Here is a 16079-nt window from a genome sequence, read left to right as displayed (position 1 = left end):
CCCCGCCCCGTCGCGCCTTCGCGCCCCGGTCAGGGGGCGAGGAGGCGCGACACCGCGCCGAGCGCCGGGGCGAGCAGGCGGCCGGCGGGGCCGGCGTGGGCGAGGGCGGCCCGGGCCGCGTTGGCGCCGCACGCGCCGTGCACGCCGCCGCCCGGGTGCGCGGAGGCCGACGCCAGGTACAGGCCCGCGACCGGCGTCTCGGCGCGTCCGAGGCCGGGGACCGGACGGAACACCAGTTGCTGGTGCGGCATCGCCGTGCCGCCGTTGAGCGCGCCGCCGCGCAGGTTGGCGTCGTGGTCCTGGAACGCGGGAGGCGGGGTGACGCGGCGGTCGAGGACGCGGGAGCGGAAGCCGGGGGCGAAACGCTCCACGAGGTTCTCGACGCGGTCCGCCATGGCGTCGCGCTCGCGCCCGTCCCAGGCGCCGGTGACGCCGTCCGGGCCCGCGTCGGCCTTCACCCGGTGCGGGACGTGGGTGTACGCCCAGACCGACTCGGTCCCGGCGGGGGAGCGCGCGGGGTCGGCGGTCGTCATCTGGCCGAGGAGCGCGAACGGTTCGGACGGGACGCGCCCGGTGGCGAGCTGCGCGCTGTAGCCGGTCATCGCGTCCAGGCCGGGGGACAGGTGGACGGTCCCGGCGCGCCCGGCGCCGTCCGCCGCCCAGGGGATCGGCCCGGACAGCGCCCAGTCGACCTTGAAGGTGGCGTGGTCCCAGACGAAGCGGCGCATGTCGGCGCGCAGCGAGGACGGCAGGTCCGCCCAGCCGACCAGGCCCCCGTAGAGGGCGGGGGCCGACACGTCGGCGAGGACGGCCTTGGCCGCGCGCACCGGTTCGCCGGACGCGGTGCGCACGCCGAGCGCGCGCCCGTCCCGCACGACGACGGAGGCGACCGGGGTGTCGCAGCGGACGCGCCCGCCGCGCGACTCCAGCCGCCGCACGAGCGCCGCCGTCAGCTCGCCCGCGCCGCCCTCGGGGACGGGCCACCCGTACCGCTGCCCGGCCATGGCGAGCAGCCAGCCGAACAGCGACCCCGCCGTCGACTCGGGGAACATGTCGGTGTGCAGCGCCGACCCGGCGAGGAGCAGCGGGCCGCCGGGTCCGGTGAACTCCTGCTCCCCGAGCGTGCGGACGGGGGCCAGCAGGGTGCGCAGGACGCGGAGCCCGCCCGCCCGGCGCGCCGACCTCAGCAGCGGGAGCGCGGCCCGCACCGGCGGGAACGGGGTGAGCAGGGCGCGCAGGACGTCCTCTCCCATCTCGCCCCACAGGCGGCAGAGCCGCAGCCACGCCTCGCCGTCGCCCGCGCCGAGCGCGTCGAGGCCCGCGGCGGTCGCGTCCCGGTCGCGCTCGAGGACGGCGCAGCGCCCGTCCGGCAGCGGATGGGCGAGGACGGCGGGCGCGTGCCGCCAGCGAAGCCCGTGCCGTTCCAGCTCCAGCGCCCGCATCGCGGGCGACGCGACGCCGAGCGGATAGAACGCGCTGCACAGGTCGCTCACGTAGTCGGGGTGGACGCCCCGGTCGCTGCGCACCGCGCCGCCCGGTTCGGGCTGGGCCTCGAGCACCTCCACGTCCCACCCGGCGTCGGCCAGCATGTTGGCGGCGACGAGGCCGTTGTGCCCCGCGCCGACGACCACGGCGTCGGCCATGCGGCATCCCTCCTCCGGTTCACCTTACGGGCGCCCGCGAGAGGGCCGCGGTCAGCCCACGTCGAGCCGGGCGAGCAGCCGCATCACGCCCGGCGCCACGCGCGACCCGAGGTAGCCCAGGCGTGCCTCCGGCGTCACCGGGACGACCGCGCGGTCGTCGCGGACGGCCGCGACGATCTGCTCCGCCACGCGGTCCGGCCCGTAGTTGCGCCGCGCGTAGGCGCGCGCGGCGCGCTGCCGGCTGCGAGCCTCGTCCTCCTCGCCCTGGCCGACGAAGCGGGACGTGCGGGTGATGTTGGTGTTGACGATCCCCGGGCACACGGCGCTGACCCCGATGCCCCGGCCCTTCAGTTCCGCGCGCAGGCACTCCGACAGCATCAGCACGGCCGCCTTGCTGGTCGCGTAGGCGGGCAGCGCGCGGGACGGCGTGTACGCGGCGGCCGAGGAGGTGTTGACGATGTGGCCGCCCTGCCCCCGCTCCACCATCTGCTTGGCGAAGAGCCGTGAGCCGTGGAGGACGCCCCACAGGTTGACGTCCAGGACCCTGCGCCAGTCGTCGGCGCCATGCTCCAGGAACGGGCCGGCCATGCCGATCCCGGCGTTGTTGACCACGACGTCCGGTACCCCGTGCTCGTGCATGACCGCCTTGGCGAAGTCCTCCATCGCGCCGCGGTCGGACACGTCCACCTGGAAGGCGTGCCCCGCCGGGCCGAGGAGGCCGGCCAGTTCGGCGGTGCGCTCGGCGGCGGCCGCGTCGAGGTCGGCGGCGACCACCTCGGCGCCGCGTTCGGCGAAGGCCAGCACGGTGGCGCGGCCGATCCCGCTCCCCGCGCCCGTGACGACGACGAGGGACCCCTCGAAGGACCTGCGGCCCGGGGTCACCCTGGCCCGCTTGAGCGCGCGCGACTCGGCGGCGGCGAGCGGGCCGCCCTGGACGCCGGCGATGTGCTCGGTGACCCAGCGCGCGACGGCGTCCGGATGGCTGCGCGGCACCCAGTGCCCGGCCTTGAGCGTGCGCAGCGACAGGTTCGGGACGCGCCCGGCCAGCCCGCCGACCAGGTGCGGCGAGACGAACAGGTCCTTGGTCGGGACGATGACCTGCGTCGGGACGTCCGTGCGCCGGTCGCGCGGGCGGCGCAGCCGCTGGAGCATGTTCGCCCGGTACAGCCCGACCCCGGCCGCGGCGTCGCGCGCCATCGTCCTGGCCGGGTGGCCCGGCCGGGGCGGGACGCCCTCGCCCAGTTCCAGGGCCTTGGCGAACGGCTTCGCCATCCCGGCCCGCCAGAGCAGCTCCGGCAGCACCGGCGTCTGGAAGAAGTAGATGTACCAGGAGCGGACGGCCTGCCCGGCCGCCCGCCGCAGGTTGGCCGGGGTGGGGCGCGCCAGGTTCCGCCGCGTCCAGTGCGCGACGTGGTCCAGGCACGGACCGGAGATCGAGGTGAACGAGGCGAAGCGTTCCGGCGTCGTGCAGACCGCCTCCCACGACTGGATGGAGCCCCAGTCGTGCCCCACCAGGTGCACCTTGCGCTCGGGTGCGGTCGCGTCCAGGACGGCCTCCAGGTCGGCCATCAGGTACTCGAACGTGTAGCGCCTGCGCCCGAACGGACGGGACGAGGCGCCCGCGCCGCGCACGTCGTAGCGGACGACGTGGAACCGCTCGGCGAGCCGGGCGGCCACCTCGTCCCAGACGGCGTGGGTGTCGGGGTAGCCGTGGACCAGCAGGACGGTCGGGCGCGACCGGTCGCCCTGCTCGTAGACGGCGAGGTCGACGCCGTCGCCGCGGACGCGCCGCCGGGTGACGGGCGGGGCGGGGTGTGTCATGCGGTCGTCTCCCGTCGGGCCCACCGGTGCACGTGGGGAAGGTCGTCGTCGAGCCAGTACGCGTCGTCCTCGGTGACCGCGAGGGTCTCCTCGAACTTCACACCGACGCCGCGGAACCCGATGTGGGGCTCGACCGCCCGCAGCCCGGGCGTCGGGGAGTGCTGGGACTGCGCGGCCCCGTTCCAGAGAGGGGAGCGCCCCTGCGGGCGCTCCTTGACCAGTTCGCGGCCGATGGTCTGGAGGAACCGTACACCGAATGGGAATCCCACGCGCTTCGGGAGGATCCCGCCGATGACGCCGACCTGGTGGCCGATGACGCGGTCCGGATACTCGCGGTGCCGGCTGTCGTAGCCCTGCCGCTCGATGAGCGCGTCGGCCTCGGCGTAGACGTCGGCGAACGTGCGCCGCCCGCGGACGAGGCCGAGGATCAGCGCCCGGTAGCCCCGGTAGCACAGGCGCTGGGCGGCACGGAATCGCTCGAGCTCCGCCGCGTCGTGCACGCGGGCGAACGCCACTTTATTGGACACGTCGTTAATAAATCGCCGATCCGCGTCCGGGTCAAGGGCGCGCGGAGTGACGCCCGCCACCGCGGCGCGCGAGTTCGGCACCGTGCGGAGCGCGAGGATCCGGCACCGTGCGGAGCGCGAGGATCCGGCACCGTGCGGAGCGCGAGGATCCGGCCGCGCGAGGGTGGGCGGCCGGGGCTAGTAGGGGTCGTAGCCCGCTGACCTGGCGGCGGGCGACTGCGTGAGGTAGTCCAGCGCGCGGGGCGTGGAGCACACCTTGGAGGGGTGGTGGTTCGGCCTGAGGTAGACGGGCGCCTCGCCGATCAGGAGCCGGAAGATGCCGGGCACGTGGCCGAGCCGGACGGACCGCCGGTAGGAGCGGTAGACGCGCAGCGGGGTCACCCGCCGCGTGATCGTCGGGTCCTGTTTGAGCAGGTAGAGCGAGCCGCCGATCAGCGCCCAGTACAGGAAGAACAGCGACACGACCCAGGCGGCGACGCGGGTCGGGTACCGGCCCCCCATGGCCTTGTAGACGTCGAACACGACCGAGCGGTGCTCGACCTCCTCGGCGCCGTGCCAGCGCAGCAGGTCCAGCATCGTCGGGTCCACGCCGGCCTTGTCGAGCCGGTCGTTGTCCATGATCCACTGGCCGAGGACGGCGGTGTAGTGCTCGATCGAGGCGACCGCGGCCAGTTCGAAGCGCAGCCGGCGCCGCCACGCCCGCGGGTTGCGCTCCTTCAGCGCCGCCATCTGGGCGGGGCGCTCGGCGTTGCCCCGGCCCGCCGCGTCGGTGATCCTGGAGACGTCGATGCCGGCGCGTTGCAGGATCTGGTCCAGGACGCCCTGGTGGGAGCGGGCGTGCACCATCTCCTGCCCGATGAAGCCCTTGATCTCCTCCAGCAGCCGCTCGTCCCGGATGTGCGGGCGGGCGTCCTTGACGCACTGGACGAACCACTTCTCGCCCTCGGGCAGGACGATGTGGAACGAGTTGATGATGTGGGTGGCGACCGGGTCGCCCGGGACCCAGTGCAGCGGGGTCTCCGACCAGTCGAAGGAGACGCGCCGCGGCTTGATCGGCGGATGGCGCTCGTCGATGGGCGCCGTTCCGCCGCTCGCCTGGGGCCTCGTCATGCGGTCCTCGCCTTCCACGCGTCCGGGTCGGCCGCGACGTGCCCCCGCGCCGCGCGTATGCCATTGGCAGTGCAGTCAACTCCTGCCGGCACCGCGGTTTCTTGAGGGGAACCCAACAAGTTACCGCTCGGTTTTCGACTCGTGATGACAAGTGGCGCCGCTCAGAGGGCGATACGCTCGGCCCCCGCGTAGACGTTCATGGTCTCGCCGCGCAGGAAGCCGACGAGCGTCATCCCCGCGTCCTCGGCGAGGTCCACCGCCAGGGAGGACGGCGCCGACACCGCCGCCAGCACCGGGACGCCCGCGGTCATCGCCTTCTGCGTCAGCTCGAACGACGCGCGCCCGCTCACCATGAGGACCGTCCCGGTCAGCGGCAGCCGTCCCTGCCGCAGGGCCCACCCGATCACCTTGTCGACGGCGTTGTGGCGGCCGACGTCCTCGCGCAGGGCGAGGAGCCCGCCGCCGGCGTCGAACAGGCCGGCGGCGTGCAGACCGCCCGTCCGGTCGAACACCCGCTGCGCCTCGCGCAGCCGCTCCGGCATGGCCGCCAGCACGTCCGGGGTGAGCCGCACCGGGTCGCCCGCGACCTCGTAGGGCCGGTCGGCGCGCAGCGCCTCGATGCTCGACTTCCCGCACACCCCGCAGGCGCTGGTGGTGGTGAACGCCCGCGTCATGGAGTCGTCCGGCGGCGGCACGCCGGGGGAGAGCACCACGTCCAGGGTGTTCTGCTCCTCGGTGTCGGCGCAGTACCGCATCGTCGCGATGTCGCCGGCCCGCCCGACCACGCCCTCGGCCGCCAGGAACCCGGCGACCAGGTCGAAGTCGTGCCCGGGCGTGCGCATCGTGATCGTGAGCGGCTTGCCGGCGACGCGGATCTCCAGCGGCTCCTCCGCCGCGAGCGTGTCGGGCCGGCGCACCCGCGACCCGGACGCGCTCAGCCTCAGCACGGGCCTGCGCACGGTGATCCGCCCCATGACCGTTGACGGTACCCCGGGAACCCGCCCCAAACGAAGCCCTGGACCGCGCGGGCTAGTCGGTCACCCCGCGGGGGCGGGGTGCCCGCCACCCCTGGCGCATCGCGAGGACGCGCAACCCGAACGCCATCACGGCGGCGCCCGCGGTGACGGCCCCGCCGTGCAGGCCCGCGCTCTCGGCGCCGGCGGTCACGGCCGCGCCGAGCAGCGCGGGCACCGCGTACAGCTGCCGGTCGTACAGCACCGCCGGGATCCGCCCGGCCAGCACGTCGCGCAGGATGCCGCCGCCCACCGCCGTCACGAGGCCGAGCAGCACCGCGTGCACCGGGGAGAGCCCGTATTCGAGCGCCTTGACCGTGCCGGTCGCGCAGAACAGCCCGAGCCCGGCCGCGTCGAACAGCAGCACCGCCGGCAGCAGCCGCGTCACCTGCGGATGCCAGAAGAACACCAGCGCCGACGCCGCCATCGGCACCAGCACGTACCCGAGGTCGGTGAACGCCGCCGGAGGGACGGCTCCGATGATCAGATCGCGCAGGATGCCGCCGCCGAGCGCGGTGATCTCGGCCAGCACCACCATCCCGACGACGTCCAGCCGCTGCCGGACGGCCGCGAGCGCCCCCGACACGGCGAACACGAAGATCCCGGCGAGGTCCAGCAGCCACGCGACCCCGTGGCCGCTCACTCGCGGTGGTCCCTCCGGTCGATGTTCCAGTTCGCCACCACCGCCGCGAACGGCGGGATCACCAGCGCCACCACCGTCATCGCGATCGCCGCGGTGTGCGAGTACAGCCGGACCACCGCCCAGGCCAGCACGAACAGGGTGAGGCACGTGCCCATCATGATCCCGTAGGCCAGCCTGCGACGCCTCATGCCCTCACGTTACGTCGCGCCCGCCTTCCGCCCCGCGCGGGGCGGGGGTGGCGGAGGCGTACGGGAATCGAACCCGCCGTCCCGAGATCCTCGGGACCGTCGGCTTTGAAGGCCGGGGAGGCCACCAGGCACTCACACGCCTCCGGCGGTGATCTTAGCCGGTGTAGAGGGCGTCGATGTCGGCGGCGTACTTGGTGTGCACGACGCGGCGCTTCAGCTTGAGGGTCGGGGTGAGCTCCTCGCTCTCGGCGGTCCACTCGGCGGTGAGCAGGCGCCACCGCTTGACCTGCTGGACGCGGGCGAGCCGGGCGTTGGCGTCCTCGACGGCCCGGGCGACCTCCTCCCGGACGAGGGGGTGGTCGGCGAGGGCGGCGAGGTCGGTGGTGTCGACGCCGTGGGCGGCCGCCCAGACGGGCGCGACCTCGCCGTCGAGGGTGATGAGCGCGACGACGTAGGGGCGGCGGTCGCCGAAGGCGAGGGCCTGGCCGATGAGCGGGTGCTCCTTGAGGCGGTTCTCCACCAGGGACGGGGCGATGTTCTCGCCGCCGGCGGTGATGATCAGCTCCTTCTTGCGCTCGACGACGGTGAGGAAGCCGTCCTCGTCCAGGCGGCCGACGTCGCCGGTGCGCACCCAGCCGTCCGAGTCGATGAGGTCGGCGGTGGCGTCGGGGCGGTTCAGGTAGCCGGGGGTGCAGGTGGCGCCGCGGACGAGGATCTCGCCGTCGCCCGCGAGCCTCAGTTCGACGCCGGGGAACGGGCGCCCGACGGTGCCGAGCTTGAAGGAGTCGGCGAGGTTGGCGGTGACGGCGCCGGTCGTCTCCGTCATCCCGTAGGCGTCGAAGATCTTCAGGCCGAGCCCGGCGAAGAACCGGGCCACCTCGACGGGCAGCGGCGCCGCGGCGCTGGAGGCCTGCCGGACGCGGTCCAGGCCGAGCAGGGCGCGCATGGGCGTGAGGACCGCCTGGTCGGCCCGCTCGAAGGCCTCCGCGATCGGCGTTGTGAGGGTGTTGCCGTGCTCCTGCGCCGTCACGTAAGCGCGGCCGGCCTCCAGGGCGGCGGCGACCGCCCGCTTCTTCGCCTCGTCCTGCTCGGCGGACAGCACCGCCTGGATGCCGGCCATGATCTTCTCCCAGACGCGCGGGACGCCGAAGAAGGAGTGCGGCCGCACCTCGCCGAGGACCGCCGTCAGCTGGGCCGGGTCGGGGCAGAAGTGGACGTGGGAGGCCAGCCGGACCGGCAGGTAGTAGCTGAGCACGCGGTCGGCGATGTGCGCGAACGGCAGGTAGGAGATGCCGGCCGGATGCTCGGGCAGGACGGAGCTGCGCTCGACCATCACCGCCTCGTGCAGCGCCATCGAGTGCGTGATCAGAACGCCCTTGGGATCGCCGGTGGTGCCCGAGGTGTACAGGAGGGTGACGGTGTCCCCGGGCCCGACCGCCTGCCAGCGCCGCTCGACCGCGAGCGGGTCGGCGGCCAGCTCGCGGCGGCCGAGCTCGGTGAAGGCGTCCCAGGTGATGAAGCGGTCGCCGGGCGGGCAGGCGCCGGCGTCCACCACGACGATCTTGCGGAGGTCCGGGAGGCGGTCCAGCACGGGCAGCCAGCGGCCGAGCTGGTCCGCGCCGTCCAGCACGGCGTACCTGGCCGAGCAGTGCCCGGCGACGAACGCGACCTGGTCGGGCGCGAGCGTCGCGTACACGGTGGTGGGGACGCCGCCGGCGTGCACGGCGCCGAGGTCGGCCAGCACGTGCTCGGAGCGGTTCGGCATCATCAGCGCGACGACGTCGCCGGCCTCCAGGCCGAGGGCGGCGAACCCGGCCGCCGTCTCCAGCGCGCGGGTCCGGGTGTCCGCCCAGGTGAGTGTGCTCCACTCGCCGCTGATCCGGTCGGAGTAGGCGGGCCTGCCGCCGTGCCGTGCGGCGGTCGCGGCAAGGGCCGTGCAGATCGTCTGCCCCGCGACGGCCCGGTCGAGGTCGGCCCGCTGTTCCTGGATCCCCATGTCGCCCCTCGTGGTCGGTGACCGTAGTAAGTGATGACTTGCAGAGGGGAGATCGCATCACGCCGAACCGGGTTCGGACAAGGGGGTCCGCGGGTTTTCCGCGCTGGTCGCGGAGCCGGTCGGCGATCGGTGACCGGGTGCGTACCGTCCGTTTGTTGATCATTTGAGGTAGTTGTGCGTTAAATTCAGCGGTGACCCGACTCGCCCCCGTGGCCCGCCTGACGCAGTACGCGCGCGGCGGTGGCTCCAGCAAGATTCCGCCAGGGGAGCTGGAGCGGGTCGTGGCCGGCCTCACCGGCGGGGACGACGCGCTGCTCGTCGGCGGTCCCGACGGCGACGACGCCGCCGTGCTGCGCCTCGATGGCGGCCGGGCCGTGGTCTCCACCGCCGACTTCTGCACCCCCGTCGTCGACGACGCCTACGACTGGGGCCGCATCGCCGCCGCCAACGCGCTCTCCGACGTCTACGCCGTCGGGGGCGTGCCGCTGATGGCCCTGAACCTGCTCGGCTGGCCCGCCGACGCGCTGCCCGCCGAGCTGGCCCGCGAGGTGCTGCGCGGCGGGCGGGACATGGCGGCGCTGGCCGGAGTCGCGATCGCCGGCGGGCACAGCATCGAGGATCCCGAGCCGAAGTACGGCCTCGCGGTCACCGGCACCGCGGACCCGGACCGGCTGCTGCGGCTGGACGCGGGCCGTCCCGGCGTCCCGCTCACGCTGACCAAGCCGCTCGGCGTCGGCGCGCTCAACGCCCGGCACAGGGCGACCGGGGAGGTGTTCCCGCACGCGGTCGCGGCCATGACGGAGCTGAACGCGGCGGCGGGCCTGGCCGCCCTCGAACGCGGCGCCGCGTGCGCCACCGGCGTCTCCGGCTCCGGGCTGCTCGGCCACCTGTACAAGCTGGCGCGGGCGAGCGGCGTCACCGCCGTCGTGGACGCCGCCGCCGTCCCCTACCTCGACGGCGCGCGCGCCGCGGTGCGGGACGGGTTCGTCCCCGGCGGCACCCGCCGCAACCTCGCGTGGGTGTCGCCGCACACCGACTTCCGCCGGATCGCCGAGGAGGAGCGGCTGCTGCTCGCCGACGCGCAGACCTCCGGCGGGCTGCTGGTCGCCGGGGAGATCCCGGGCGCGCCGGTGGTCGGGGAGCTCGTCGGCCGGGGGCGGCGCAGCCTCGTCATCCGCTGACGCCGCCCGCCCGCCGCCCGCCCGTGTCGCCGATCGGCGATGCGGGTAGGTTCCCCGCACGGCCTCATCGGGGCGGGGGAGGCGAGGCATGAGCATCGGCGGACTCGCGGCCGCCGTCGTCCTGGGCGCGGTCATCGGGGCCCTGGGCAGCCGCATCGTGCCGGGCCGCGGGGACATGCCGGTGCCGCTGCTGATGGCGGCCGGCGTCGTCGCGGCGTTCGCCGGCACGGGCCTGGTCCACCTGTGCGGCCTCGGCGAGGGCGGTTGGAACCTGTGGGAGGCGCTCTTCCAGATCCTCCTCCCGGTGGCCGCGGTCGGCCTGGTGGCGGCGTTCTGGCCCCGGCGGACCGGCCGCCGCCCGTGACGCCGGGCCGCTCCCGCGCCGGGACGGCCGTCAGGCCCGGCGCAGGACGGGGCGCAGTGCGTCCAGCACGTCCGGGTCCTCGATGGTGGACGGGACGGGCACCTCCTGCCCGTCGGCGATGCCCCGCATCACGCCCCGCAGGATCTTGCCCGACCGCGTCTTCGGCAGCGCGGGCACGACGGAGATCTCCTTGAGCGCGGCGACGGGCCCGATCTGCTCGCGCACCATCGCGACCAGCTCGGCGCACACCTCGCCCGGCTCGGCCAGGACCCCGCTCTTGAGCACGACCAGCCCGCGCGGCACCTGTCCCTTGAGCGCGTCCTGGACGCCGATGACGGCGCATTCGGCCACGGCCGGGTGGGACGAGACGACCTCCTCCATCGTCCCCGTGGACAGCCGGTGCCCGGCCACGTTGATCACGTCGTCGGTGCGGCCCATCACCCAGACGTAGCCGTCCTCGTCGACGTGCCCGCCGTCGCCGGTCAGGTAGTGGCCGGGGAACTTCGTCAGGTACGACTCGACGAAGCGCTCGTCGTCCTGCCACAGCGTGGGAAGCGTGCCCGGCGGCAGCGGCAGCCGGATCGCGATGTCGCCGTCGGTGCCCGGCGGGACCGGCGAGCCGTCCGGGCCGAGGACCCGCACGTCGTACCCGGGCACCGGCACCGACGGCGACCCCGGCTTGACCGGCATCGGCTCCAGCCCGCGCAGGTTCGCCACGATCGGCCAGCCGGTCTCGGTCTGCCACCAGTGGTCGACCACCGGGCGGTCCAGGACGCGCGAGGCCCACCGGTAGGTGTCGGGGTCGAGCCGCTCGCCGGCGAGGAACAGGGTGTCCAGGGCGGACAGGTCGTGCCCGGCGAGCAGCGCGCCCTCGGGGTCCTCCTTCTTGATCGCCCGGATCGCGGTCGGCGCGGTGAACAGCGCCTTCACCCGGTGCCGCGCGGCGACGCGCCAGAACGCCCCCGCGTCCGGCGTCCCGACCGGCTTGCCCTCGTACAGCACGGTCGTGCAGCCGGTGAGCAGCGGCGCGTACACGATGTAGGAGTGCCCGACGACCCAGCCGACGTCGGAGGCCGCCCAGAACACATCGCCCTGCCCCACGCCGAACACGTTCTCCATCGACCAGCGCAGCGCCACCGCGTGCCCGCCGTTGTCGCGCACGACGCCCTTCGGCAGCCCGGTCGTGCCGGAGGTGTAGAGGATGTAGAGCGGGTCGGTGGCGGCGACGGGAACGCACCCGGCGGGCTCGGCGGCCGCGACCGCCTCGTCCCACTCCACGTCCCGCGGCCGGACGAGGTCGGCGTGCAGCTGCTCGCGCTGCCGGATCACGCACCGCTCGACCTTGTGCCGGGCCAGCTCCAGCGCCCGGTCCAGCAGCGGCTTGTAGGGGACCACCCGGCCCGCCTCGATGCCGCAGGACGCCGACACGACCGCCTTCGGGCGGGCGTGGTCGATGCGCACGGCCAGCTCCCGCGCCGCGAACCCGCCGAAGACCACCGAGTGCACGGCGCCGAGCCGGGCGCACGCCAGCATCGCGATGACGGCCTCGGGCACCATCGGCAGGTAGATGACCACGCGGTCGCCGCGGTCGACGCCCTGCGCGCGCAGCGCCCCGGCGAACCGCGCGACGAGCTCGGTCAGCTCCCGGAAGGTGTAGGTCCGCACGGTCCCGGTGACGGGGCTGTCGTAGATCAGCGCGGCCTGCTCGCCGCGGCCCTCCTCGACGTGCCGGTCCAACGCGTTGTCGCAGGTGTTGAGCTCGCCGCCGGTGAACCACCGGTAGAAGGGCGGCGCCCCGTCGTCCAGCACCCGGTCCGGCGGCACGAGCCACCGCACGTCCCGTGCCGCCAGTCCCCAGAAGCGGGTCGGATCGGCGATGCTGCGTTCGTACGCGGCCGCGTAGGCGCCCATGTCGTCCTCCCGGTGACGGGTCCTGGCCCGGATCTGCGCGGAGGCCCGGACCGGCGTCGCCGCGGTTCGGGCCGCACCCCTATAGGGCACGGCGCGGGGCCGGTTCGTCAAGGGCCCGCGCCGCCGGGCGGGGTCTGCCCGGGGTGGCGCAGGGCGTGCGCGACGGCGATGAGGGCGGCCAGCGCCGCCCCGGCGGAGACCACCCAGAAGCACAGCTCGTAGGCGCCGAGGGAGGGGACGCCGGCGCCCGCCCGTCCGGCCAGGATCGACGCGGTGACGGCACCCGCGACGCTGCCGCCCGTGGTGCGGACGAGCGAGTTGATGCCGCTGGCGATCCCGCTCTGGTCCATCGGGACGTGGCGGACGGCGAGGGTGCCGAGCGCGGCGTAGGCGATCCCGAACCCGATGCCCTGGATGGCGCTGAACGCGAGCATGTCGTACACGTGCGAGTTCGACACCGCGAGCCACGCGTAGCACAGCCCGGCGAAGGCCGACCCGATCGCGAGCGTGCAGGCCGGGCCCAGCCGGGCGGCGATCCGTCCGGCCATCGCCGAGAACACCAGCATCGTCACGGTGCTCGGCAGCATGTAGAGCCCGACGTCCAGGACCGAGCCGCCGAGCCCGTACCCGACCTCCTCCGGCCGCGCCTGGACGAAGCCGGCGATGAGCGTGAACGCGGCGAACATCGAGAAGCCGAGCAGCGCCGAGACGACGTTGGCCGACAGCGACCGGGGGCCGACCAGCAGGTTCAGCCGCACCAGCGGCGCGCGGACCCGCAGCTCGATCACCACCCAGACCGCGCACAGCGCGGCCGCGGCGCCGAACAGGGCGAGGACCCCGCCCGACGTCCAGCCCCACGCGTTGCCCTGGCTGATGCCGAGGAGCAGGCAGACGAGCCAGCAGGCGAGCAGGGCCGCGCCCGGCAGGTCCGGCCGCCCGCCGGCGCGGACGCCGACGTCGCGCGCCGTCGCGGCGACCAGCACCAGCCCGGCCGCCGCGAGCGCGGCGGCGATCCAGAACACCGGGTGGTGGCTGCCGGTGCGGGTGGCGATCAGCCCGGTCACGATCATGCCGGCGCTGCCGCCGACGCCCATGGTGGCGCTGACGATGCCGATCGCCGTGGTCACGCGCTCGGCCGGGAACGTGTCGCGGATCATGCCGATCGCGAGCGGGATCATCGCGGCCGAGACGCCCTGCAGGGCGCGGCCGGCGATCAGCACCGGCAGCGTGCCGGACACCGCGCACACCACCGAGCCGGCCAGCAGCAGCACGAGGGCGAGCAGGATCATCCGCTTCTTGCCGTACATGTCGCCGAACCGCGTCAGCAGCGGGGTGGCGACGGCGCCGGCCAGCAGGGACGCGGTGAACACCCACGTCACGTCCGTGATGGGGGCGTCGAACCGGGCCATGAGCTGCGGCAGCAGCGGCAGCACGAGCGTCTGCTGCACCGACACGACCATCCCGGCGGCGGCGAGCGCGAGCAGGGTGGGGCCGGTGGGCCGGGCGGCCGGGGCGCCGGCTCCGGGCGGCACCGGGGCGCCGGCCCCGCCTGCCGCCGGGGCGCCTGTCCTTCGTGCCGCCGGGGCGCCGGGCATGCGAACCTCCCGCATCGGCCGGTCGCCGGATCCCCGGCGCGCGGCATGTAGTTACTTAACCTAAATAAGTGTAGAGCGAGGGAGTCGCCCCTCGATGTCCGCCGGTACGACGCGACGCGCCAGCGCGTCGGCGTTTTGCGCGGGGCCCGGGCGTCCCTAGGGTTGCCTTTCGTGGACCTTCGTCTGCGCAACCCCCGCACCACGTCCCGCACCGCCACCCCCCGCACGGCCCGCTCCCGCGTGGCCATCGGCGTTCAGGCATGGAAAGGACGCTGATGCACGTCGTCGCCACCGCCGGTCACGGTGGGCACGGCAAGTCGGCGCTCGTGCGCGCCCTCACGGGAAGGCAGCCCGGTGAGACGGGCGCCTGGACGGAGCTGCCCTCGGGACGGCGCGTCGCGTTCGTCGACGCGCCGGGGGACGAGCGGTCCGTTCCGGACTGGCTCGCGGGGGCGGCGCCCGCGGCCGCGGTCCTGCTCGCCGTCGCAGCCGACGAGGGGTGGATGCCGCGGACGCGCGAGCACCTGGAGGCCCTCGGCGCGCTCGGCGTCCGGTTCGGGGTCCTCGCGGTCACCAAGGCCGACGCCGCCGACCCCAAGCCCGCGCTGCGCCAGATCCGCGAGCGGCTGGCCGGGACCGCGCTGCGCGGCGCGGAGGCCGTCGCGGTGAGCGCCGCCACCGGCGCGGGGGTGGTCGAGCTCGCCGCCGCGCTCGACCGCCTCGCCGGCCGGCTGCCGGTGCCCGACCCGGCCGCCCCCGTGCGGCTCTGGGCCGACCGGGCGTTCACCGCCGGGCGCCAGACCGTCATCGCCGGCACCCTCGCCGCCGGGACGGTGGCCGTGGGGGACGAGCTGCTCCTCATGCCCGCGGGCGAGCGGGTCCGCGTCCGGACGCTCGGCTGCGCCGACGAGCCGCGCGAGTCGGTCGGCGGCGTCTCCCGCGTCGTGCTGACGCTGCGCGACGCCGGGCGCGTCGAGGCCGGCATGGCCCTGGTCACCCCCGGCGCCTGGACGCCCACCACCTGCGTCGACGTCCGGACCCGCTTCGGGGAGGCGTCCGGCAGGCTCGCGCGGCGGATGACGCTGCACATCGGGTCGGCCGCCGTCCCGGTCGGGCTGCGGCCCCTCGGCCCCGACACCGCGCGCCTGACCCTGAACACCCGGCTCGCCCTGCACCTCGGCGACACCGGGCTGCTGCGCGACCCCGAGCGCCGCTCGATCGCCGGGGTCAGCGTCCTGGACGTCCGGCCGCCGACCCTCGTGCGGCGCGGTGCGGGCGCCGCCCGCGCCCGGGAGCTGGCGACCTGGCCGGACCGCCCGGACGGCGCCGTCGTGCTCGGCCGGCACGGCGTGCTCCGCCGTTCGGAGCTCTCGCTCATGGGCTGCGCGCCGCCGGCCGACGCCGTCGCCCTGGACGGCGAATGGGTCGCCGACCCGGCGCACTGGCGGTCGCTGTTCGAGCGGCTCGCCGAGCAGACGTCCCGGCACGCCGCCGAGAGCCCCGGCGCCCCCGGGATCCCGCTGGAGGCCGTCCGGCTGCGCCTCGGCCTCCCCTCCCGGCAGCTCGCCGCCGCGCTCGTCCGGCCGCCGCTGCGCCTGGACGCGGGACGCGTCTACGGCCCTCCCCCGGGCCCCGCTCCGGCGCCGGCCGCCGAGCCCGCACCGACGGCGGTCGCCCCGGCACCGCCGCCGCCCTGGGCCGCGGCCGTGGAGCGGCTCCGCGCCGACCTCGAAGGCGCCCCGTTCGAGCCGCCCAGTGCCGAGCGCCTCCAGGAGCTGGGCCTCACGGGCGACACCCTCGCCGGCGCGGAACGCGCGGGCGCGGTCCTGCGGATCGACGACGGCGTCGTGCTGCTCCCGGGCGCCGACCAGGAGGCACTGCGCGTCCTGTCGGGCCTGCCGCAGCCGTTCACGCCCGCCCAGGCCGGCGAGGCACTCGGGACCGGCCGCGACGTCGCCGTCGCCCTGCTGCGCCACCTCGACCGGCTCGGCCTCACCGAGCGCCGCCAGGGCGAAAACCGGTTGAACCGGGACGGGTGACTCTGGCGTCATAGATCGCGGTCCGGTTCCGTCGATCGAGGAGTGCGA

13 protein-coding genes and 1 tRNA gene are annotated in these 16079 nt (G+C 75.3%); 3 read left to right on the top strand and 11 right to left on the bottom strand.

Annotation, left to right across the window (positions count from 1 at the left end; all coding sequences use genetic code 11):
• Positions 1-29: 29 nt before the first annotated feature.
• The 9 genes from CHC11_RS20210 to CHC11_RS20170 all read right to left on the bottom strand — a co-directional run bounded on the left by CHC11_RS20210 (position 30) and on the right by CHC11_RS20170 (position 8941).
• On the bottom strand, positions 30-1643 hold the full coding sequence (locus CHC11_RS20210) for a phytoene desaturase family protein (protein WP_089313303.1): 1614 nt from the start codon (positions 1641-1643) through the stop codon (positions 30-32).
• Positions 1644-1694: 51 nt separating this feature from the next.
• Entirely contained in the window at positions 1695-3464 is a 1770-nt protein-coding gene (locus tag CHC11_RS20205) for an SDR family oxidoreductase (RefSeq protein WP_089313465.1), read from the bottom strand.
• Positions 3461-4072: a M24 family metallopeptidase gene (locus CHC11_RS20200; RefSeq protein ID WP_245919479.1), complete on the bottom strand. Its 612-nt coding sequence runs from the start codon at positions 4070-4072 to the stop codon at positions 3461-3463. The genes CHC11_RS20205 and CHC11_RS20200 overlap by 4 nt, the downstream gene beginning before the upstream one ends.
• A gap of 96 nt (positions 4073-4168) precedes the next feature.
• Positions 4169-5101, bottom strand: a complete 933-nt coding sequence (locus tag CHC11_RS20195) for a metal-dependent hydrolase (RefSeq protein ID WP_089313302.1) — start codon at positions 5099-5101, stop codon at positions 4169-4171.
• A gap of 161 nt (positions 5102-5262) precedes the next feature.
• A complete protein-coding gene (gene fdhD / locus CHC11_RS20190) occupies positions 5263-6075 on the bottom strand; it encodes a formate dehydrogenase accessory sulfurtransferase FdhD (RefSeq protein ID WP_089313301.1) in 813 nt (270 codons plus the stop codon).
• A 55-nt stretch (positions 6076-6130) separates the two neighbouring features.
• A complete protein-coding gene (locus CHC11_RS20185) occupies positions 6131-6757 on the bottom strand; it encodes a trimeric intracellular cation channel family protein (RefSeq protein WP_089313300.1) in 627 nt (208 codons plus the stop codon).
• Positions 6754-6945, bottom strand: coding sequence for a DUF3099 domain-containing protein (locus CHC11_RS20180; protein WP_089313299.1), 192 nt, complete (start codon positions 6943-6945; stop codon positions 6754-6756). Before CHC11_RS20180 ends, CHC11_RS20185 begins: the two co-directional genes overlap by 4 nt.
• A gap of 48 nt (positions 6946-6993) precedes the next feature.
• Positions 6994-7089, bottom strand: a tRNA-Sec gene (locus CHC11_RS20175).
• A gap of 10 nt (positions 7090-7099) precedes the next feature.
• Positions 7100-8941 (bottom strand): AMP-dependent synthetase/ligase, encoded by a 1842-nt coding sequence (locus tag CHC11_RS20170; RefSeq protein ID WP_089313298.1) that lies wholly within the window; start codon positions 8939-8941, stop codon positions 7100-7102.
• A gap of 191 nt (positions 8942-9132) precedes the next feature.
• Here CHC11_RS20170 and selD point away from each other — a divergent pair, with 191 nt between their 5' ends.
• Complete coding sequence (gene selD, locus CHC11_RS20165; RefSeq protein WP_089313297.1) at positions 9133-10122, top strand: selenide, water dikinase SelD; 990 nt, start codon at positions 9133-9135, stop codon at positions 10120-10122.
• Positions 10123-10210: 88 nt separating this feature from the next.
• Positions 10211-10486, top strand: coding sequence for a hypothetical protein (locus CHC11_RS20160; RefSeq protein WP_089313296.1), 276 nt, complete (start codon positions 10211-10213; stop codon positions 10484-10486).
• 30 nt (positions 10487-10516) lie between these two features.
• On the opposite strand, the gene CHC11_RS20155 is transcribed toward CHC11_RS20160, so the two are convergent.
• Together CHC11_RS20155 and CHC11_RS20150 are read right to left on the bottom strand one after the other, a co-directional pair.
• Entirely contained in the window at positions 10517-12610 is a 2094-nt protein-coding gene (locus tag CHC11_RS20155; RefSeq protein WP_425427331.1) for a propionyl-CoA synthetase, read from the bottom strand.
• The gene (locus CHC11_RS20150; protein ID WP_089313294.1) at positions 12505-13992 is read right to left on the bottom strand and encodes an MFS transporter; all 1488 of its coding nucleotides are present in this window, start codon (positions 13990-13992) and stop codon (positions 12505-12507) included. Before CHC11_RS20150 ends, CHC11_RS20155 begins: the two co-directional genes overlap by 106 nt.
• Before the next feature lie 260 nt (positions 13993-14252).
• Between CHC11_RS20150 and CHC11_RS20145 the strand changes: the two genes are divergently transcribed.
• A complete protein-coding gene (locus CHC11_RS20145; RefSeq protein WP_245919477.1) occupies positions 14253-16031 on the top strand; it encodes a selenocysteine-specific translation elongation factor in 1779 nt (592 codons plus the stop codon).
• Positions 16032-16079 lie beyond the last annotated feature (48 nt).

The sequence above is a fragment of the Actinomadura mexicana genome (assembly GCF_900188105.1).
Classification (GTDB): domain Bacteria; phylum Actinomycetota; class Actinomycetes; order Streptosporangiales; family Streptosporangiaceae; genus Spirillospora; species Spirillospora mexicana.
This window is presented reverse-complemented; position numbering and strand designations above follow the sequence as displayed.